This window comes from Mesorhizobium sp. WSM4832, from assembly GCF_055811115.1.
The window spans coordinates 479,949-498,109 of sequence record NZ_JBVVQH010000001.1; the positions used below are offsets into that span (position 1 = coordinate 479,949).

The following is an 18,161-nucleotide window of genomic DNA, read 5'->3' on the forward strand; positions in this document are numbered from 1 at the left end:
AAGAAACCAATGACCACCATCGGCGAAGCGCTGATCACCCTGCTCGAAGCGCATGGCGTCGATACCGTCTTCGGCATTCCGGGCGTGCATACGGTGGAACTCTATCGCGGCCTGGCGCGCTCGAAGATCCGTCATGTCACGCCGCGCCACGAGCAGGGCGCCGGCTTCATGGCCGACGGTTATGCGCGGGCCGGCGGCCGGCCAGGCGTCGCCTTCGTCATCACCGGGCCGGGCCTCACCAACACCGTCACCGCCATGGGCCAGGCGCGCGCCGATTCGGTGCCGATGCTGGTCATTTCTGGCGTCAACGCCACAGATACGCTGGGCAAGGGTTTGGGCTTCCTGCATGAACTGCCCGACCAGCGCGGAATGATGGAAAAGGTGGCGCTGTTCTCCGAGCGCGTCACCGAGGCCGGGCAGCTGCCCGGCGCGCTCGCCCGCGCCTTCGCGCTGTTTTCGTCGGCGCGGCCGGGGCCGGTTCATATCGAGATCCCCACCGATGTCATGGTCAAGCCTGCCGATGGCATCGCGGCAACGCTGACCAATGCCGCGCCGCCAGCGCCGGACGAGGCCGCGATTGCCGAAGCGGCGAAGTTGGTCAAGGCCGCCCGTCGCCCGCTCATCCTTTCAGGCGGTGGCGCCAAGAAGGCCGACGCGGCGTTGCGGCGCCTTGCCGAGACACTCGGCGCGCCCGTGGTGGAGACCACAAATGCGCGCGGCCTGATGCACGGCCATGCGCTCTGCGTGCCGGCGAGCCCCAGCCTGAAGGCAGTGCGCGCGCTGATGGCCGACGCCGATCTGGTGATTGCCGCCGGCACCGAATTCGGCCCGACCGATTATGACGGCTATGGCGACGGCGGCTTCGTGCTGCCGAAGAACCTGATCCGCATCGATATCGGCGCCGACCAGATCGCGCGCCGGCCGGTGACGGTCGGCATCCAGGCGGATTGCGCCGAAGGGATCGAGGCTTTGCTTGCCGCGATCGGGCCTGGCCATGTTGCGGCAAGGGATGGCGAGGCTCGCGCAGCCGCGGCGCGCGTGGCGGCACGGGCTGAACTCAAGCCCGACTATCTGTCGCAGGTGCGCGCTGTGGAGATAATCCGCGACGCGCTGCCGGGCGCCATCATCGTCGGCGATTCGACCCAGCCGATCTACGCCGCTAACCTCTATTACGACCACGACCGTCCCGGCGGCTGGTTCAACGCCGCGACCGGCTTCGGCGCACTGGGCTACGGTCCGCCGGCCGCGATCGGCGCGGCACTTGCCGTGCCGGAGGCGCCGGTGGTGTGCCTCACCGGCGACGGCGGCTTCCAGTTCACCTTGCCGGAAATCGGCGCCGCGCTCGACGCCGAAGCGCCGGTGATCTTCGTCGTCTGGAACAATCGCGGCTATCGCGAGATCGAGACGTCGATGCTCGATGTCGGCGTCGAACCGGTCGGCGTGTCGCCGGCGCCGCCGGATTTCTGCAAGCTCGCCGAGGCCTATGGCATCGAGGCTGAGCGGCTGGCCGGGGTCGGCGGCCTTGCCGAGGCGCTGAAGCGCGCGCGGGCGTCCGGCAAGCCGCGCGTCATCGAAATTACCGTCGACTGAAGGACGTGGCGACCGGAGCGGCTGCCGCCTTGATCCCAGGCTGGCGCACCAGCGATCTCACGATCCGATCCATTCCAGGCGGCGGGCGTTTGATGTGGCCCGCAACGGGCCAGACGCATGCAAAGACGCTGCGCCTGCCATGTCGATATTTCAATTGAGTGACAACGCGAAAGGCGCGACGTTCCAGTCTGGGGCGGTATAACCAAAAGAATAATCATAAAAAGTGACAGGAGCAGTCGAAGTATGACGGAAACGCTGAACGGCAGGCATGTCGTGGTGACGGGCGGCACTGGGGCCCTCGGCGGCGCGGTTGTCGGCAGGTTGCTTGAACAAGGCGCGATCTGCCACGTGCCCAATGCCCACGCGGCGGCCCCGCCGCATTTTCCTTACGCAGCCCACGCCAGCGTGCATCTGGCGCATAATGTCGACCTGTCGGATTCGGCCAAGGTCGATGCCTTCTACCACCAGGTGCCCGAGCTCTGGGCCTCGATCCACCTTGCCGGCGGTTTCACCGAGGCGGCTGTCGAAAAGATCGAACCGGCATCCTTTGCCGAGATGATGGACACCAATGCCCGCACCGCCTTCCTGTGCTGCCGCGCTGCTATCCGCTCGATGCTGGCGTCTGGTACCGCGGGCCGGATCGTCAATGTCACGGCGCGCGCCGGGGTCGACCCAAGGCGCGGAGCCGGCAAAGTCGCCTACGCCGCCAGCAAGGCGGCGGTGGCGGCGATGACCGTGGCGATGGCCGAGGAATTGAAGCACAAGGGCATTCTGGTCAACGCCGTGGCGCCCTCGACGCTAGACACGCCGGCGAACCGCGCCGACATGCCCGACGCCGATTTCGGCAAATGGGTCAGCCTCGAGGCTGCGGCGGAAGCGATCGCCTATCTCGCCTCGCCCACCAACCAGGTGATGAGCGGCACGCTGGTGCCGCTCTACGGCCGCGCCTGACCTCACGGATATCTAATGCATGTCGCCCAGAAGTGTGCAGCGGTTCTGGGACAACGACATGCATCAAAACAAAGACTTAAAGCGCGTCGCCTGAATTCGTTTCAGCCCGACGCGCTTTAGACAAAAGAAACCCCGCCGGATCGCTCCGGCGGGGTTTTTGTTGTTCGCCAGGCGAAGAAGCTTAGCTGCCCTGCTTCTTCAGCGCGGCACCCAGGATGTCGCCCAGCGAGGCGCCGGAGTCGGTCGAGCCGTACTGGGCGACCGCTTCCTTTTCCTCGGCGATTTCCAGCGCCTTGATCGAGACCTGCAGCTTGCGGGTCTTCTTGTCGAAGGCGATGATGCGGGCATCGACCTTCTGGCCGACGGTGAAGCGCTCGGGGCGCTGCTCGTCGCGGTCGCGCGAAAGGTCGGAACGCTTGATGAAGGTCTCGATGCCGCTGTCGACCAGCCGCACGTCCAGACCGCCATCCTTCACGCCGGTGACCTCGCAGGTGACGACGGCGTTCTTGCGCAGTTCGCCAGAGGTCGCCGCTTCGCCGACCGTGTCACGGGCCAGCTGCTTGATGCCGAGCGAGATGCGCTCCTTCTCGATGTCGACGTCGAGCACCTGCGCCTTGACCATGTCGCCGCGATTGTACTCTTCGATGACCTGCTCGCCCGGACGGGTCCAGTCGAGGTCGGACAGGTGCACCATGCCGTCCACGTCGCCTTCGAGGCCGATGAACAGGCCGAACTCGGTCTTGTTCTTGACCTCGCCCTCGACCTGGCTGCCGACCGGATGGCTCGAGGCGAAAGCCTGCCACGGATTCTCCAGCGTCTGCTTGAGGCCGAGCGAGATGCGGCGCTTGGCCGGATCGACCTCGAGCACCACCACGTCGACTTCCTGCGTCGTCGACAGGATCTTGCCGGGGTGCACGTTCTTCTTCGTCCACGACATTTCAGAAACGTGGATGAGGCCCTCGATGCCCGGCTCCAGCTCGACGAACGCGCCGTAGTCGGTGATGTTGGTGACGGTGCCCTTGATCTTCTTGCCGATCGGGAACTTGGTGCCGATATCAGACCACGGATCGCTCTCGAGCTGCTTCATGCCGAGCGAGATACGGTGGGTTTCCTGGTTGATGCGGATGATCTGCACCTTGACCGTCTGGCCGATGTTGAGGATCTCGGTCGGATGGTTGACGCGGCGCCATGCCATGTCGGTGACATGCAGCAGGCCGTCGATGCCGCCGAGGTCGACGAACGCACCGTAATCGGTGATGTTCTTGACCACGCCTTCGACAACCTGGCCTTCCTCGAGGTTCTGCACGATTTCCGAACGCTGTTCGGCGCGGCTTTCCTCGAGCACGGTACGGCGCGACACCACGATGTTGCCGCGGCGGCGATCCATCTTGAGGATCTCGAAGGGCTGCGGGTTGTGCATCAGCGGGGTGACGTCGCGGATCGGGCGGATATCGACCTGGCTGCGCGGCAGGAACGCCACGGCGCCGTCGAGGTCGACGGTGAAGCCGCCCTTGACCTGGTTGAAGATGACGCCTTCGACGCGCTCACCCTTGGTGAACTTCTCTTCGAGACGCACCCAGCTCTCTTCGCGGCGGGCCTTCTCGCGCGACAGCATGGCCTCGCCAAGCGCGTTCTCGATGCGCTCGACATAGACCTCGACGGTATCGCCGACCTTGAGGGAGGATTCCTTGCCCTTGGCGCCGAATTCCTTCAGCGGCACGCGGCCTTCGACCTTGAGGCCGACATCGATGATGGCCATGTCCTTTTCGATCGCGGTGATCGTGCCCCGGACAACCTGGCCCTCGCCGGAATGGCCGGCGCCGAATGATTCTTCGAGCATGCTCGCGAAATCGTCGCGAGACGGATTAGCTACTGACATTGTTTCTCCTGGAATACCCCGCGTCTGTCGCGGGGCGGGCGCCGTGGGTTAGCGTTGCGTAAGCCTGCCGGCGTTCCGGGCTCAAGAGCCCTTGGCCGCTATTTGAGCGGCAAGTCCGGCGCATAAAGAATGCTGGCAGGCTGGTTCGTGCCCGATATGGGTATTTTCGCCGCCAACGGCAATCGAAAAACCCGGATCAGGCCTTGTTTCTCTTGGCAAGGACCTCGTCAACGATCGCCATCGCCGCCAGAAACGCGGCTTCTATAGCCATTTCGCTGGTATCAAGCAAGTGCGCGTCTGCCGCCGGCTTCAGCGGCGAGTCCGTTCGGCCCATGTCTCGCTCGTCGCGGCGCTCGATATCGGCAAGGATGGTGGCGAAATCGGCGCTGCCGCCCATGCTCTCGATCTCGGCCAGCCGGCGCTGCGCCCGCACCTCGGCACTTGCCGTGACATAGAGCTTGATGTCGGCGTCCGGGCACACGACGGTGCCGATGTCGCGGCCGTCGAGCACCGCGCCCGGCGGCGCCTTGGCGAAGGCGCGCTGCTTTTCGACCAGGATGCGCCGGACAGTTGGGATGACCGCGACCTTCGAGGCGGCCTCGCCCACCGCATGCGCCGAAAGCACGGTGCGGTCGAGGTTCGACAGGTTGACCTGCCGAGCCGCGGTTTCGGCCGCCGAGACATTGTCGAGCGGCAGGCCGAGTTCGAGCAGCTTGTGGGCCACCGCGCGATAGGTGAGACCGGTGTCGAGCAGGTTCAGCCGGTAGTGGTCGGCCAGTCGGCGGGCCAGGGTACCTTTGCCGGCGCCGGCGGGTCCGTCGATGGCGATGGTGAAGGTTTGGGTCATTGGCGGGCTGCTGCGATGGAGGGGCGAGATGAATAAGACAAACGCCGCGATCCTTCGCGCCCCCCTCTGTCCTGCCGGACATCTCCCCCTCTAGGGGGGAGATCGGCAGTTTGGGCGCCGGCGCTTCTCCTGCGACGCTGGAGATTGGCGAAAGCGGTGATGACAGCTGATCTCCCCCCTCGAGGGGGAGATGTCCGGCAGGACAGAGGGGGGCGCTGTCCCGCCAACGTCTCAGGTCGGCTCATGCTCATCGCCCGTCACTCGATCTCCGCGCCCAGTCCCGTCATCAGCCCCATGAACTCCGGAAAGCTCGTTGCGATCATGTTGGCATCGTCGATCGTCACCGGCTTCTCCGTCGCCAGCCCCATCACCAGGAAGCTCATGGCGATGCGATGATCGAGATGGGTTTGCACCGTCGTATCCTGGCCATTCGGATGCCCGCCCAGTCCCTTGCCGCCCGGCTCGCCGCGAACGGCGAGCGAAGCCTCGCCCTCGCTGCAGTCGACGCCGTTGAGCTTCAGCCCGGTGGCGACCGCGGCCAGCCGGTCGGATTCCTTGACGCGCAATTCCTCCAGTCCCTGCATCAGCGTCTCGCCTTCGGCGAAGCTCGCGGCGACCGCCAGGACCGGATACTCGTCGATCATCGACGGCGCCCGCTCCGGCGGCACGGTGACGCCCTTGAGGTCGGAGAAGCGCACCCGCAGGTCCGCCACGTCCTCGCCGCCGGCATTGCGCGGATTGAGGACGTCGATGCGGCCACCCATTTCCTGCAATGTCAAAAGCAGCCCCGTACGGGTCGGATTCATCAGCACGTTCTCGATCAGGATATCCGAGCCCGGCACGATAAGCGCCGCCACCAGTGGGAAGCCTGCGGAGGAGGGGTCGCCGGGCACGGCGATTGTCTGTCCGGTCAGCTTGCCCTGGCCTTCGATGAAGATGTGACGCACACCGCGCTCGTCGGTCTCCACGGTCAGGTTTGCGCCAAAACCCCTCAGCATCTTCTCGGTATGGTCGCGCGTCATCACCGGTTCGACCACCGTGGTGATGCCCGGCGTGTTGAGGCCCGCGAGCAGCACCGCCGACTTCACCTGAGCGGACGCCATCGGCACGCGATAGGTAATGGGCGCGGCATGCTTTGGGCCGCGCAGCGTGATCGGCATGCGGTCTCCCGGCGCTGCCTTCAGCACCTGCACGCCCATCTGGCGCAGCGGGTCGAGCACGCGGCCCATCGGCCGGCCGGAAAGCGAGGCATCGCCGATGAAGGTCGTCTCCATGTCATAGGGGCCGACAAGTCCCATGGTCAGTCGCGAGCCGGTGCCGGCATTGCCGAAGTCGAGCGGGCCTTCGGGCTGCAGCAACGCGCCGTTGCCGGTGCCGCGGATCACCCATTCGGCGCCTTTCTTTTCAATATGCGCGCCCATCGCCTGCATGGCGGCACCGGTACGCATCACGTCTTCGCCTTCGAGCAGGCCGGTGATGCGGGTTTCGCCGGAGGCCAGGCCGCCGAACATGAAGGAGCGGTGCGAGATCGATTTGTCGCCCGGCACCCGCGCGGTGCCGGAAAGGGCAGGGGATTTGCGGGCCGTGGCTGGCTTGGCGGCGGCGGAGTGAGACATCCTTGTCTTCCAAATGAAATGCCGGCTGGCCGGCTCAGTTCGTCATGCTGCGGCGGTCTCGTATCACGGCGCGCCGCAATGGTCATCCCCTTGCGCGAGGCCTTCGAATGCGGGCTTTTGCGGCGCCGGCTTTAGGCTTTGACAGCGCCGCAAACTGCGGCTAAGGGGACCGTTCTTTTATTGACGAGGCTTGCTGTGGCAAAAGCTGAACTTGGCACCAAACGCATCGACCCCGAAACGGGTCGGAAATTCTATGACCTGAACAAGGACCCGATCGTCTCGCCCTATACCGGCAAGAGCTATCCGCGTTCCTACTTCGACGAAGGCAAGATTACCGCCGTCGAAGAGGAGGAGGAGGTCGCCGAGAAGGAAATCGACACCGAGGAAGAAGAAGGCGCCGAAGTCGTCTCGCTCGAAGAGGCCGATGACGAAGCCAAGGGCGGCGCCGACGATCTTCCCGATCTCGGCGATGACGAGGATGACGTTGATCTCGGCGACGATGACGACGACACCTTCCTTGCCGACGAAGAGGAAGAGGACGACGATGTCGCCGACATGATCGGCGTCGGCGACGATGAGGACGAGGTCTGATTCGATCGTTTGCCGGCCATTTTGGCCTGTGACGAAAAAGCGGCCTTCGAAGGCTTGATCTTGACCGAAGGCGGCGCTAGAAGCCGCCAGCACTAAACAACGGTGCGGTTTCCAACCGCGCCGGATCTCTTCGCCGGAAACGGCGCCGGCTGACTGCCGGGAGTGGGGCCATAGCTCAGTTGGGAGAGCGCTTGAATGGCATTCAAGAGGTCGTCGGTTCGATCCCGATTGGCTCCACCAAACAGTCTCTTGCTTGGCTTAGCGGCATTTGCGCTCGTTGCCTGCCAATCTGCCCCAGACACACAGCCTGTTGCTAATTCGCAACCTGTTGCTGACCCGCAACCCGCTCCGGCCGCCGCAGCTCCCGCACCGGCTTCGCCGAATTCGGCGGTGCTGGATCAGGCGGTTGCGGTCGTTCCCCCCGGCAAGGGCGTTCCGGCCAGATACGCTGCATTCTCCGGCATATGGGCGGGGCAGCTCAATGGCATGTATGACGGCAGGCTGGCTGTGCTGACGGTGTCCCCCGGCGGCCAGGTGACGGTCAGCTATGCATGGGGCGATCTGGCCGACAACAAGCCGGGCGTCGCCGACGGCTCCGGCCGGATTGTCGGAAACACATTGAAGCTCGGGCGCCTGCCGAACGGCGCGGACATTACCGCCACGATGCCGTCTGAGGGAACGCTCGACGTTGCCTACACGCTTGGCGACCAGACCTATACCGGCTTGTTCGCCCGGGTCAGCCAGTGAACAAGGTCAGCCGCTAAGATTAAAGCGGATCCCGTGTGATCCGCACGCACATCGGCGTTCCGATTTCGATGGCATGGCCGGTATCGGTCAGCCGACCGCTCGTCTCGTCCCTGGCGAAGATGGAGATACGGTCGGCATTCTGGTTGGCCGAAAACAGATGCCTGCCCGATGGCGTCAGCGCCAGGTTGCGCGGCGTCGCGCCGCCGCAGGGTGTGAAATCGACCAGATCCAGCTTTCCCGATTGCTGATCGACGCCGAAGATGACGACGCTGTCATGGCCGCGATTGGAGCCGTAGATGAAGCGGCCGTCGGGCGAGATCTGGATGTCGGCGCAGTGATTATGCGCTCGCGCCGCCTCGGGCACCGCCGGCTTGGTGTCGATCGGCTCGAGCCGGCTCGAGGCCTGGTCGAGCGCCAGTGAGACAACCGTAGAGTCCAACTCATTCATGACGAAGACGAATCTTCCGTTCGGATGCAGCGCGACGTGGCGCGGTCCGGCGCCAGGCGTGAGCGCCGAGGAGGCGAGCTTCGCCAGCGTGCCGTCCGGCTCGATGCGGTAGGAGACTAACTGGTCGATGCCGAGATCGGCGACGACGGCGACGCCGCCCTGGATGGTCTCGGTGACGCTGTGGGCATGCGACCGCTCCTGCCGATCGGCGTTGGGGCCGGTGCCGGAATGCGTGACGCTCGCCAGCGGCGCGGTCAGGCCGCCGTCTTCGTCGAAGCCGAAGACCGAGACGGCTTTATCGGGGCCGCCGCTTCCCATGCCGTAATTCGCGACCAGCAGCTTGGAGCCGTCACGGGTGATCGTGTTGTGCGCCGTGATGCTGCCGAGCGAGGGCTGCTTGTTGATATAGGCGAGCGAATTGGTGGCGCGCTCGAAGCCATAGGCCGTGACCGTTCCCTCGCGCCAGGCGAACACTTCGGAATTGGCATAGATGCGCGAGCCGTCCGGCGTCACCGACAGGAAAGTCGGGTTGTCGACCTCGTTGGTCTCGGCGAGCTTTTGCACGGCAAGCGTCGCCTCGTCGAAAGCGTAGACGCTGAGGCCGACGCCGCGGGCACCCTGGAAATAGGGCGCCTCGCGGTTGAGGCTGCCGACAAAGACAAGACAGGCGCTTTGCATCGATCTTCCTCCTAAGCAGGTTCCGCAAAAGTGTCCCACGGTTTTGCGAAGAGAACCTGCGAAAACAACAATCCCTATGAAGGCATTCATGGGCTTGCCCGCGAATGCCTCATAGGCCCGGCGGCTCCTCCGCCTGTGCCGGCTGTCAAAAATTTCGCCGATCATCGCTTGCAAGGCAATCCCATATGTGAAAATATTATTCACAAAAGAAAATTGAGGGGAGGAAAGCGATTATGCATCTCGCCATCCGGCATCGTGCCCGGAACAGCCTTGCAGGCCGCGCCGGAACCTTCCGGAGCGAGGCATGAGCACCTTCTCGCCGACCGTCGGCGTCGCCTCGACGCATCCGGCCGACATGCCTGAGGCGCATGCCGAAATACCGGTCTGGAATTCGGAAAACTGGTTCTACGAGGACTGGCAGGTCGGCCACAAAATCCGTTCGCTCCGCCGCACCATCGCCGAGGGCGAAAGCCATATGTTCAATGCGCTGGTGCTGGATATCCACCCTTACGTGCAGGACCAGATGTTCGCCGAGAGGGAAGGTATCTTCGGCCGGCGGCTGGTGGCAGGCGCCTTCGTCTTTTCGGCCGGTCTCGGCCTGGTCGCCACCAACTGCGTCAACGCCTTTTCGTATGGCTACGACAAGCTCAGATTCATCAAGCCGGTCTTCATCGGCGAGACCATCTATTCGATCCGCACCAACCTCGACAAAAAGCCGCGCTACCAGGACATGGGCCTGATCCGCGCCAGCTATGAAGTCTTCAAGGGTGAAGGCGAGCTGGTTCTCTACTGCGAGCATCTGCAGACGGTGAAGTACAAGAACCCGGCCGACTTTGTCGGCAAGACAGAGAAGTGAACCGTGGCCGCTGAAAAGGAACTTCCGCTGACCGGCCTCGTCGTCGTCGACATGAGCCAGTTCCTGTCGGGACCCTACTGCTCGCTGCGCCTGCTCGACCTTGGCGCGCGCGTCATCAAGATCGAGCGGCCCGATGGCGGCGACCTTTCGCGCCGGCTTTATCTCAGCGACACCGAGATCGGCGGCGATTCCACCATTTTCCACGCCATCAACCGCGGCAAGGAAAGCCTTGCCGTCGACCTCAAGAACGACGCCGACCTCGCCATGCTGCGCGCGCTGATCGCCAAGGCCGACGTGCTCATCCAGAATTTCAGGCCGGGCGTCATCGAACGGCTCGGCCTCGACTATGAGCATGTGAGCACGATCAATCCCCGGCTCGTTTACGCTTCGATCAGCGGCTATGGCGAGGAAGGACCATGGGTGAAGCGCCCGGGGCAGGACCTGCTGGCGCAGGCGCGCTCCGGCGTCATGTGGCTGAACGGCGACGAGGAGCAGGGGCCGGTGCCGTTCGGCCTGGCGATTGCCGACATGCTGGCGGGCGCAGCCTGCGCGCAAGGCATACTCGCCAAGCTGGTACGGCGCGGCATCACCGGCCAGGGCGGCCATGTCGAAACCAGCCTCCTCGAGGCGCTCATCGACTTCCAGTTCGAGGTGCTGACCACGCATCTCAATGACGGCGGCCGCCTGCCGAAGCGCTCGTCCTTCCGCAGCGCGCACGCCTATCTCTCGGCGCCTTACGGCGTCTATCCGGCCAAGGACGGTTACCTGGCGATCGCCATGACGCCAATACCGAAGATCGCCGACCTGCTCGAATTGCCTGAGCTGGACCCGTTCCGCGACAAGCCGGCGACCTGGTTCACCGCCCGCGACGAGATCAAGGCGATCATCGCCAGCCGCATCGCCGAGAAAACCATCGATGAATGGCTGGCCATTCTCGAGCCGGCGGATGTCTGGTGCGCCAAGGTGCTGACCTGGCCGGAGCTGATGGCAAGCGACGGCTTCAGGACGCTGGACATGCTGCAGACCGTGACGCGCGAGGACAACGTCTCGATCCTCACCACGCGCACGCCGCTGCGTGTCGACGGGGTGCGCGCCAAGGTCGATCGGGCAGCGCCACGCATCGGTGAGCACAGCGAAAAAATCCGCGCGGAGTTCGGCCTGTGAGCGGTGTTTCGTTGAAAGGCATGACCTGGAGCCATCCGCGCGGCTATGACCCGATGGTGGCGTGCTCGGCGCTGTGGAAGCAAAAGACCGGCGTCTCGATCGACTGGGAAAAACGCTCGCTGCAGGATTTCGAATCCTTCCCGGTCGACGAGCTCGCCCGCGCCTATGATTTGATCGTCATCGACCATCCGCATGTCGGCCAGATCACTGCCGAAAAGTGCCTGGCACCGCTCGATGTGCCTGGACGCGAGGCGGAACGCGAGGCACTCGCGCAGGCAAGCGTCGGTCGGTCCTATCCGAGCTACACCTGGCAGGGCCGGCAATGGGCTTTCCCGATCGATGCAGCGACCCAGGTCCAGGCCTGGCGGCCCGATCTGATCGAGGCGGCGCCGACGATCTGGACCGAAGTGCTGGCGCTTGCCGAGCAGGGCCGCGTGTTGCTGCCGCTCAGGCCACCGCATTCGCTGATGTGCTTTTTCACGTTAGCCGCCGAAGTCGGCCGGCCATGCGCGGTCGAGGGACCGGGCGACATGGTCGATGGCGAGACCGGCGAAACCGCCTTCGAGATGCTGCGCGAGATCGCGGCGCTGGTAGATCCTGCATGCCTGGCGATGGATCCGATCGCCGTGTTCGAAAGGATGGCACAATCCGGCTCGCCCACTGCTTGCGTGCCGCTGGTCTACGGCTATGTTCCCTACGCCGTTGCGGGTTTCCGGCCGCACCGCCTCGCCTTTGCCGACATGCCGGTCGCCGGCGGCAGCGGCCCGATTGGCTCGGCGCTCGGTGGCACCGGCATTGCCGTCTCCGCCTTTTCCGCCGCTCGCGAAGCGGCGATCGACTTCGCCTACTGGATCGCCGGCGGCGACGTGCAGCGCGGCCCCTACGCGGCCGCGGGCGGCCAGCCCGGCCATGCCGCGGCCTGGGAGGATGACGCCGTCAACGCCGCGACCGGCGGCTTCTATCGCGCCACGCGGGCGACGCTTGAAGGCGCCTGGGTTCGCCCGCGCCATGACGGCTACATGGCGTTCCAGAAGCAGGCCGCCGACCGCATCAATGAAGGCCTTGCCGGCCGGCAGGACGCCCGTCGCGTCGTTGCCGACATCAATCGCCTGTTCCGGGAGAGTTTCGCGCCGGCTGCCGCCGGTTAGTTCTAGTGCACCAAGGGAGGAAAAAATGACCAGCCTGATACGCGGCCTTCTCGCCGCAACTGCCATAGTCGGGGTCCCGCTCGCCGCTCATGCCGCGGACGTCAAATCGGTGATCGACGGCCTGCCCGCCGATCTCAAGGCGCAGTATGACGGCGCGCCGCAGAAAGTGCTGCCGTCGGCCTGGGATAATTTCACGCCGCCGGCCAAGCCATGGAAGTGGTGCCATTCGGAGAGCTACCAGGGCAATCCGTGGCGCGTGTCGGTCACCAAGGAACTGAAGCGGCTGGTCGATGGCCTTATAGCTGACGGCACGGTGTCGAGCTTCGAGGTATCGGATTCGAACAACGACCCGAGCCAGCAGATCAACCAGATCCGCGCCTTCATCGACAAGAAATGCTCGATCATCACTTCGATCCCCGGCTCGGCGACGGCGCTCGACGATGCCGTGGATGCTGCGGCCAAGGCGGGCATTCCCTTCATCACGGCGGCGGGCTCGATCACCAGCCCCAACGCCATCAATGTCGATTCCAACTATGCCCGCTGGGGCTACGACATGATGACGGCGATCGGCAAGGCCAAGCCCGACTCAAGCGTGCTGGTGGTCGAAGGCATCGCCGGTCATCCGATCGTGGTCCAGGAGAAGCAGGGAGCCGACAAGGCGCTCGCCGAGAACAAGGGCCTCAAGATCGCGCGCACCGTCAATGGCAACTGGACGGCCAATGTCACCAAGACGGTGGTGCTGCAGGCGATCGCCACCAATCCGGCGCCGATTGATGCGGTGTGGACGACCGGCAGCGAGAGCCGCGTCGTGGCCGAGGCCTTCGCCGAAGCTGGGCGGCCGGCGCCGCTGATCACCGGCTCGATCACCGGCGACGCGCTCGGCTACTGGAAGGCCAATCCCGACAGGTACCGCTTCGAGGGCCATGCCGTGCTGCCGGGCTGGACGGCGCAGACGCTGTTCCGTGTCGGCGAGCGTATGCTCGACGGCCAGAAGCCGAAGCTCAACACGCTGCTGATCCCGATTCCGCCGGTGCACGCCGCCGAGCTCGGCAAATGGTACAAGGACTGCATGACGCCGGATGCCGTTTCGGTCTTCCCGGTGCCGCCAACGGACCCGATGCCCGAGGACGTGCTCGACGCCTATTTCACCAATCCCGCGCCGACCAAGGGCTGGGACTACGCCAAGGTGCCGGACGCCTGCGCCAAGTGATGTTTTGCGAAGCCGGCTCTCGCTAGAGCAATTCCAGGAAAAGTGTGAAACGGTTTTCCGTCCGGAATTGCGTCAAAACGAAAAGATAGAGCGGTTCGCCGTTTCCGTGAAACGGTGAAACGCTCTAACGGCCGGCTTCCCCACTCTGGAAAGAAGAATGATCGAAGTCCAAGGCGTCTCCAAGCGCTATGGCGAAACGGTCGCGTTGGCGGAGGCATCCATCGCCTTCCGGCCAGGCACCATCCATACGATCCTCGGCGAGAACGGCTCGGGCAAGAGCACGCTGGTGAAGCTCTTGTCCGGCATCGTCCAGCCTGATGGCGGTGCGATCCTGCTCGACGGCAGGGCGCTTTCCGGCATTGAGCCCGCCGCCTTCCAGGCTGCCGGCTTCGCCACCGTTTTCCAGGAGGTGCTGGTCGCGCCCGACCGTTCGGTGACCGACAACATCCTGCTCGGTCTCGACGGGTTTTGGCGGCGAGGCGTGCCGCGCGGCGAGCGGCGCGCCCGGGCGCAGGCGGCGCTCAGCCGCTTCGCGGTGACGCCGATCGATCTTGACCGGCCATGCGGCGAGCTGCCGCTTGCCGCGCGCCAGCTTGTCGTGCTGGCGCGCGCCGTAATCCGCAATCCGCGCGTCCTGATCCTCGACGAGGTGACGGCGGCGCTTGATTTCGCCGATCGCGAATCGGTCTTCGCGCTGATGCGCGCCATGGCCGGGGCGGGCACGCTGGTCCTGTTCATTACCCACCGCATGGACGAGGTGATGGCGTTGTCGGACCGCATATCCATCCTGCGCGCGGGCCGTGTGGTGAAGACCGAGGAGCGTGGCGTGTCGACGCCTGCCGAGCTTCTGGCGGCGATGGCGCCGCAAACTGCCGCGGAGCTGGCGCATGGCTGAGGCAAAGGCTCTTCATGTCCGCGAGCTTGTCATCGCTCCCGGGGTCGATCCGATCAGCCTGACGATCGCGCCGGGCGAGATTGTCGGTCTTGCCGGGCTCGACGGTCATGGCCAGGAACGCTTCCTGCGCGCGCTGGCGGGGCTCGAGTCGCCGGTCGGCGGCGAGGTCGCGGTCGACGGCAAGCCGGGATCGATCACCAGCTTCCGCAAAGCTGTCGCCAAGGGCATCGCCTATTTGCCGCGCGACCGCCGTTCGACCGGCATTTTTCCGACCCAATCGGTGCTCGACAATTTCGCCATCTCCACCGTGTCGAATGATTGCCGTTTCGGGCTACTCAGCTTTGCCGCCCGGCGCCGGCGCTACGAGGCCTACAGGCAGAAGCTCGGCATTGTCGCGCCGCGTCCCGATGCGGCGATAACAACACTGTCCGGCGGCAACCAGCAGAAGGTGCTGCTCGCGCGGGCCCTGGCTCTCGAGCCGGACTTCCTTCTGCTCAACGATCCGACGCGCGGCGTCGACGTGGCGACCCGCCATGTCCTCTACGACGTCTTCCGCGGCCTCGCCGCCGAGGGCATGGCCCTGGTGATCCTGTCCAGCGAGATCGAGGAGATCCTGGTTCTCTGCCATCGCGTGCTGGTGTTCCGCGAGCAGCGCGTGTCGGCCGAGTTCGCGGGCGCGGAGATGACCGCCGACACGGTGATTGCCGCCATGTTCGGACGCGCCGCATGAGCCCGGTCCTTCGCAAGCTCCGTGGCGTCGGCTTTGCCGTGGTGATGCTCGTCATCCTGCTCGTGCTCGACGTCGCGCTCAATCCGGCGCGCTTCCAGCCGTCGTCCTGGGGCACGTTGCTGGGGCTGGCCGCACCCCTGATCGGCGCGGCCGTCGCCTCGGCGCCGGTCATCCTCGCTGGACGCGGCGGCATCGACATCTCCGTCGGCCCGCTAATGGGCTTCGTCAACGCGCTGGTCATCCAGGTGCTGTTCCTCAATCTCGGCATCTCGTCGCCGCTGGTCATCGTTCCGGCCGCGCTGCTGGTCGGCGCGGCGGTCGGCGCCGCCAACGGCGCGCTGGCCACAATCGTCCGTATCCAGCCGATCGTGGCGACGCTCGGCACCTATCTGATCCTGACTGGCATCACGCTCACCATCCTGCCGGCGCCGATCGGTCCCGCTCCGGATTGGCTGAAGGCCATGGCCGGGCCGCTCTCGATCATGCCGCTGGCGCTGATCGGCCTGTGCTGGTTCCTCATCCGCCGCACGCCTTACTACGACCTGCTGATGGCGGTCGGCAGCGACGACCGCGCCGCCTACACAGCCGGCGTGCCGGTGACCAAGGTGCGGCTCGCCGCCTATGTCCTGACGGGGATCTTTGCCGCCGCTGCCGGACTGATGCTCACCGGGCTGATCGGCTCGGCCGACCCCAACATCGGTCCCACTTACACGTTGATTGCGATCGCCGCCGTGGCGCTCGGCGGCGTCAGCCTCGCGGGTGGACGTGGCGGGCTTGGCGGCGCTGCGATCGGCGCCATCGACATCTTCCTGCTGCAGAGCCTGCTCACCACCTTCAATGTCTCCACCTATGTGCTGCAGATCGCCTATGGCCTGATCCTCGTCGTCGCCGTCGTGCTGACGGCGTTGCAGGAGCGGTTGGCGAGGCGGAAAGGCTGACCGGGATGACCCGCAACTGGTTCCAGTCCACCAACGCCCGCATCGCCGGCGCTTTCCTGATGGCGCTGCTGCTTCAGATCGTCGGCACGCTGCTCATTCCCGGCTATTCGGCGCCTTTCGCCATCCGCGCGCTGCTGGTCATCGCCTCGCTGCTGGCAGTGGCCTCCATCGGCCAGACGCTGGTCGTCATCCTCGGCGGCATCGATCTTTCCATTCCCTTCGTCATCGGCTTTGCCAATGTCGTGGCGGCGCAGCTTTATGGCCAAGGATGGAACTTTGCATTGGTCTGTGTTCTCGTCGGTATCCTTGCCGTCACGATCGGCGCCCTGAACGGGCTGATCTCGCGCGGACTGAATATCCATCCACTCATCGTCACACTCGGCATCGGCATGATCATCCAGGGCGCCGTGCTGTTGTGGACCGGCGGCTTCCCGTCTGGGTCGGCACCCGAGGCTGTGTCAACCTTCGTCTCGATCGGCGGCTCGGTCGGCCCCTTGCCCGTGCCCTTGCTGGTGCCATGCCTCGGGGTGCTGACGGTGCTGATCGTGCTGGTGCTCGCCCGCACGCCCTATGGCCGCCGGCTCTACGCGGTCGGCAGCAACCCGGAGGCAGCGCCGCTGGCGCTCATCGATCCGTTGCGCATGTGGGTGGTCACCTATGCGGCGAGCGCTTTCTTCGCGGCGATGGCCGGCGTGCTGCTGCTCGGCTTCACCGGTTCGGCCTATGGCGATGTCGGCCAGCCCTATCTGTTCCAGACAATTGCCGCCGTCGTGGTCGGCGGCGCGGCACTGGTCGGCGGGCGCGGCAACTATCTCGGCACCATTGCCGGGGTTCTTGTGCTCACCGAAATCAACACGCTGCTGATCGGCCTCGGCTTCCGGCCGTCGACGGTGCAGGCCGCGCTCGGCTTGGTCATCCTGCTGCTGGTTTCGCTGTACGGACGCGAGCGCCACGTTCGCACGACGATCTAGATCGAGCGACTATCCAAGCCGCCACAGCCGGCGCGCATTGCCGGAAAGCAGGCGCGTCCGCTCCGAGTCGCTGGCCCCGGTCAGCAGCGCGTGCGTCGCTGCAATCCAGGTCGTCAGCCCGCCGCCCAGCGTGCAGACCGGCCAGTCGCTGCCCCAGATCACCCGGTCCCAGCCGAAGGACTGGATCGTATGCTCGACATAGGGCCCGAGCGTATCGGCCGTCCAAGTCGCCGGGTCGGCATATGCGACGACGCCGGAGATCTTGCCGACGACGTTCGGCCGTTTTGCGATTGCTTCCATATGCTCGCGCCACGGATGTTCCGCATTGCCCTTGATATCGGGCACGCCGCAATGGTCGAGAATGAACTGAACGTCGGGTGCGAGGTCGGCGAGCGCGATCGCCTTCGGGATCTGATGCGGCAGCACCACCAGGTCGAATGTCAGGCCGGTGCCGGCGAGACGCTTGATGTTCTGGCGGAACAGCGCCCCTTCCGAAAGATCGTCGGGCACGACATGCAGCACGCGACGGAAACCCTTGACGAATGGGTCGGCCCTGGCCGTCTCCAGATAGGCTTCGAAACCGGGCTCCTCCGGTCGGCAGGAGGCGATCGCTCCGCGGAGCAGGCTGCCAGCCTGGCCGGCGATCGACTTCACATGGGCGGTCTCGGCGGCGATGTCGGCGGGGTCGACATCGACCTCCATATGGAGGACGCCGTCGATGCCGCAGCGCCGCGCGTCGACGGCGTATTCGCCATAAGGGAAATCGCGGTTCAGCGCCGGCACGCCGGCCAGCCACGGATAGCGAAGCGCGCTCTCGTCGATGAGGTGCAGATGCGTGTCGATGATCATGGCGGCGTATCCTCCTTGGTCCTCGAGAATGATCCCGAAAAGTTGCAGACTTT

At 65.1% G+C, this 18,161-nt stretch carries 17 protein-coding genes and 1 tRNA gene; 13 read left to right on the forward strand and 5 right to left on the reverse strand.

Features of this window, described 5'->3' with window-relative positions; genetic code table 11:
* The first annotated feature begins 9 nt into the window (after positions 1-9).
* Positions 10-1,590, forward strand: a complete 1,581-nt coding sequence (locus AC0L2L_RS02280; RefSeq protein ID WP_473575894.1) for a 5-guanidino-2-oxopentanoate decarboxylase — start codon at positions 10-12, stop codon at positions 1,588-1,590.
* Between the two features lie 243 nt (positions 1,591-1,833).
* On the forward strand, positions 1,834-2,541 hold the full coding sequence (locus AC0L2L_RS02285) for an SDR family NAD(P)-dependent oxidoreductase (protein ID WP_473575895.1): 708 nt from the start codon (positions 1,834-1,836) through the stop codon (positions 2,539-2,541).
* Positions 2,542-2,722: 181 nt separating this feature from the next.
* Here AC0L2L_RS02285 and rpsA read toward each other — a convergent pair whose 3' ends face one another.
* The 3 genes from rpsA to aroA form a co-directional block, all read right to left on the reverse strand.
* Positions 2,723-4,420, reverse strand: a complete 1,698-nt coding sequence (gene rpsA, locus AC0L2L_RS02290) for a 30S ribosomal protein S1 (RefSeq protein WP_473575896.1) — start codon at positions 4,418-4,420, stop codon at positions 2,723-2,725.
* A gap of 196 nt (positions 4,421-4,616) precedes the next feature.
* Positions 4,617-5,267: a (d)CMP kinase gene (cmk, locus tag AC0L2L_RS02295; protein ID WP_473575897.1), complete on the reverse strand. Its 651-nt coding sequence runs from the start codon at positions 5,265-5,267 to the stop codon at positions 4,617-4,619.
* 257 nt (positions 5,268-5,524) lie between these two features.
* Positions 5,525-6,883, reverse strand: coding sequence for a 3-phosphoshikimate 1-carboxyvinyltransferase (aroA, locus tag AC0L2L_RS02300; protein ID WP_473575898.1), 1,359 nt, complete (start codon positions 6,881-6,883; stop codon positions 5,525-5,527).
* Between the two features lie 195 nt (positions 6,884-7,078).
* Between aroA and AC0L2L_RS02305 the strand changes: the two genes are divergently transcribed.
* The 3 genes from AC0L2L_RS02305 to AC0L2L_RS02315 all read left to right on the forward strand — a co-directional run bounded on the left by AC0L2L_RS02305 (position 7,079) and on the right by AC0L2L_RS02315 (position 8,221).
* Entirely contained in the window at positions 7,079-7,474 is a 396-nt protein-coding gene (locus tag AC0L2L_RS02305; RefSeq protein ID WP_473575899.1) for a TIGR02300 family protein, read from the forward strand.
* Positions 7,475-7,638: 164 nt separating this feature from the next.
* Positions 7,639-7,714, forward strand: a tRNA-Ala gene (locus AC0L2L_RS02310).
* 150 nt (positions 7,715-7,864) lie between these two features.
* Positions 7,865-8,221 (forward strand): hypothetical protein, encoded by a 357-nt coding sequence (locus tag AC0L2L_RS02315; protein WP_473575900.1) that lies wholly within the window; start codon positions 7,865-7,867, stop codon positions 8,219-8,221.
* A gap of 19 nt (positions 8,222-8,240) precedes the next feature.
* Here the strand turns inward: AC0L2L_RS02315 and AC0L2L_RS02320 are convergent, their stop codons facing one another.
* Positions 8,241-9,347 carry a lactonase family protein gene (locus AC0L2L_RS02320; RefSeq protein WP_473575901.1) on the reverse strand — a complete coding sequence of 369 codons (1,107 nt, stop codon included), beginning with the start codon at positions 9,345-9,347 and terminating at the stop codon, positions 8,241-8,243.
* Positions 9,348-9,651: 304 nt separating this feature from the next.
* Between AC0L2L_RS02320 and AC0L2L_RS02325 the strand changes: the two genes are divergently transcribed.
* The 8 genes from AC0L2L_RS02325 to AC0L2L_RS02360 all read left to right on the forward strand — a co-directional run bounded on the left by AC0L2L_RS02325 (position 9,652) and on the right by AC0L2L_RS02360 (position 17,259).
* A complete protein-coding gene (locus AC0L2L_RS02325; protein ID WP_473575902.1) occupies positions 9,652-10,203 on the forward strand; it encodes a MaoC family dehydratase in 552 nt (183 codons plus the stop codon).
* Positions 10,204-10,206: 3 nt separating this feature from the next.
* On the forward strand, positions 10,207-11,367 hold the full coding sequence (locus tag AC0L2L_RS02330; RefSeq protein ID WP_473575903.1) for a CaiB/BaiF CoA transferase family protein: 1,161 nt from the start codon (positions 10,207-10,209) through the stop codon (positions 11,365-11,367).
* 20 nt (positions 11,368-11,387) lie between these two features.
* A complete protein-coding gene (locus AC0L2L_RS02335) occupies positions 11,388-12,515 on the forward strand; it encodes an extracellular solute-binding protein (protein WP_473576093.1) in 1,128 nt (375 codons plus the stop codon).
* A gap of 25 nt (positions 12,516-12,540) precedes the next feature.
* Complete coding sequence (locus AC0L2L_RS02340; RefSeq protein WP_473575905.1) at positions 12,541-13,725, forward strand: substrate-binding domain-containing protein; 1,185 nt, start codon at positions 12,541-12,543, stop codon at positions 13,723-13,725.
* Between the two features lie 157 nt (positions 13,726-13,882).
* The gene (locus tag AC0L2L_RS02345) at positions 13,883-14,620 is read left to right on the forward strand and encodes an ATP-binding cassette domain-containing protein (protein ID WP_473575907.1); all 738 of its coding nucleotides are present in this window, start codon (positions 13,883-13,885) and stop codon (positions 14,618-14,620) included.
* Positions 14,613-15,350, forward strand: coding sequence for an ATP-binding cassette domain-containing protein (locus tag AC0L2L_RS02350; RefSeq protein WP_473575908.1), 738 nt, complete (start codon positions 14,613-14,615; stop codon positions 15,348-15,350). Before AC0L2L_RS02345 ends, AC0L2L_RS02350 begins: the two co-directional genes overlap by 8 nt.
* Positions 15,347-16,288 (forward strand): ABC transporter permease, encoded by a 942-nt coding sequence (locus AC0L2L_RS02355; protein WP_473575909.1) that lies wholly within the window; start codon positions 15,347-15,349, stop codon positions 16,286-16,288. The genes AC0L2L_RS02350 and AC0L2L_RS02355 overlap by 4 nt, the downstream gene beginning before the upstream one ends.
* Positions 16,289-16,293: 5 nt before the next feature.
* The gene (locus AC0L2L_RS02360; RefSeq protein WP_473575910.1) at positions 16,294-17,259 is read left to right on the forward strand and encodes an ABC transporter permease; all 966 of its coding nucleotides are present in this window, start codon (positions 16,294-16,296) and stop codon (positions 17,257-17,259) included.
* A gap of 9 nt (positions 17,260-17,268) precedes the next feature.
* Here AC0L2L_RS02360 and AC0L2L_RS02365 read toward each other — a convergent pair whose 3' ends face one another.
* Positions 17,269-18,108 carry an amidohydrolase family protein gene (locus AC0L2L_RS02365; RefSeq protein WP_473575912.1) on the reverse strand — a complete coding sequence of 280 codons (840 nt, stop codon included), beginning with the start codon at positions 18,106-18,108 and terminating at the stop codon, positions 17,269-17,271.
* Positions 18,109-18,161: the final 53 nt, after the last annotated feature.

Coding starts and splice junctions, on each gene's coding strand:
- AC0L2L_RS02280 (WP_473575894.1), top strand. CDS start 10: ATGACCACCATCGGCGAAGCGCTGATCACCCTGCTCGAAGCGCATGGC.
- AC0L2L_RS02285 (WP_473575895.1), top strand. CDS start 1,834: ATGACGGAAACGCTGAACGGCAGGCATGTCGTGGTGACGGGCGGCACT.
- rpsA (WP_473575896.1), bottom strand. CDS start 4,420: ATGTCAGTAGCTAATCCGTCTCGCGACGATTTCGCGAGCATGCTCGAA.
- cmk (WP_473575897.1), bottom strand. CDS start 5,267: ATGACCCAAACCTTCACCATCGCCATCGACGGACCCGCCGGCGCCGGC.
- aroA (WP_473575898.1), bottom strand. CDS start 6,883: ATGTCTCACTCCGCCGCCGCCAAGCCAGCCACGGCCCGCAAATCCCCT.
- AC0L2L_RS02320 (WP_473575901.1), bottom strand. CDS start 9,347: ATGCAAAGCGCCTGTCTTGTCTTTGTCGGCAGCCTCAACCGCGAGGCG.
- AC0L2L_RS02325 (WP_473575902.1), top strand. CDS start 9,652: ATGAGCACCTTCTCGCCGACCGTCGGCGTCGCCTCGACGCATCCGGCC.
- AC0L2L_RS02335 (WP_473576093.1), top strand. CDS start 11,388: ATGACCTGGAGCCATCCGCGCGGCTATGACCCGATGGTGGCGTGCTCG.
- AC0L2L_RS02340 (WP_473575905.1), top strand. CDS start 12,541: ATGACCAGCCTGATACGCGGCCTTCTCGCCGCAACTGCCATAGTCGGG.
- AC0L2L_RS02345 (WP_473575907.1), top strand. CDS start 13,883: ATGATCGAAGTCCAAGGCGTCTCCAAGCGCTATGGCGAAACGGTCGCG.
- AC0L2L_RS02350 (WP_473575908.1), top strand. CDS start 14,613: ATGGCTGAGGCAAAGGCTCTTCATGTCCGCGAGCTTGTCATCGCTCCC.
- AC0L2L_RS02355 (WP_473575909.1), top strand. CDS start 15,347: ATGAGCCCGGTCCTTCGCAAGCTCCGTGGCGTCGGCTTTGCCGTGGTG.
- AC0L2L_RS02360 (WP_473575910.1), top strand. CDS start 16,294: ATGACCCGCAACTGGTTCCAGTCCACCAACGCCCGCATCGCCGGCGCT.
- AC0L2L_RS02365 (WP_473575912.1), bottom strand. CDS start 18,108: ATGATCATCGACACGCATCTGCACCTCATCGACGAGAGCGCGCTTCGC.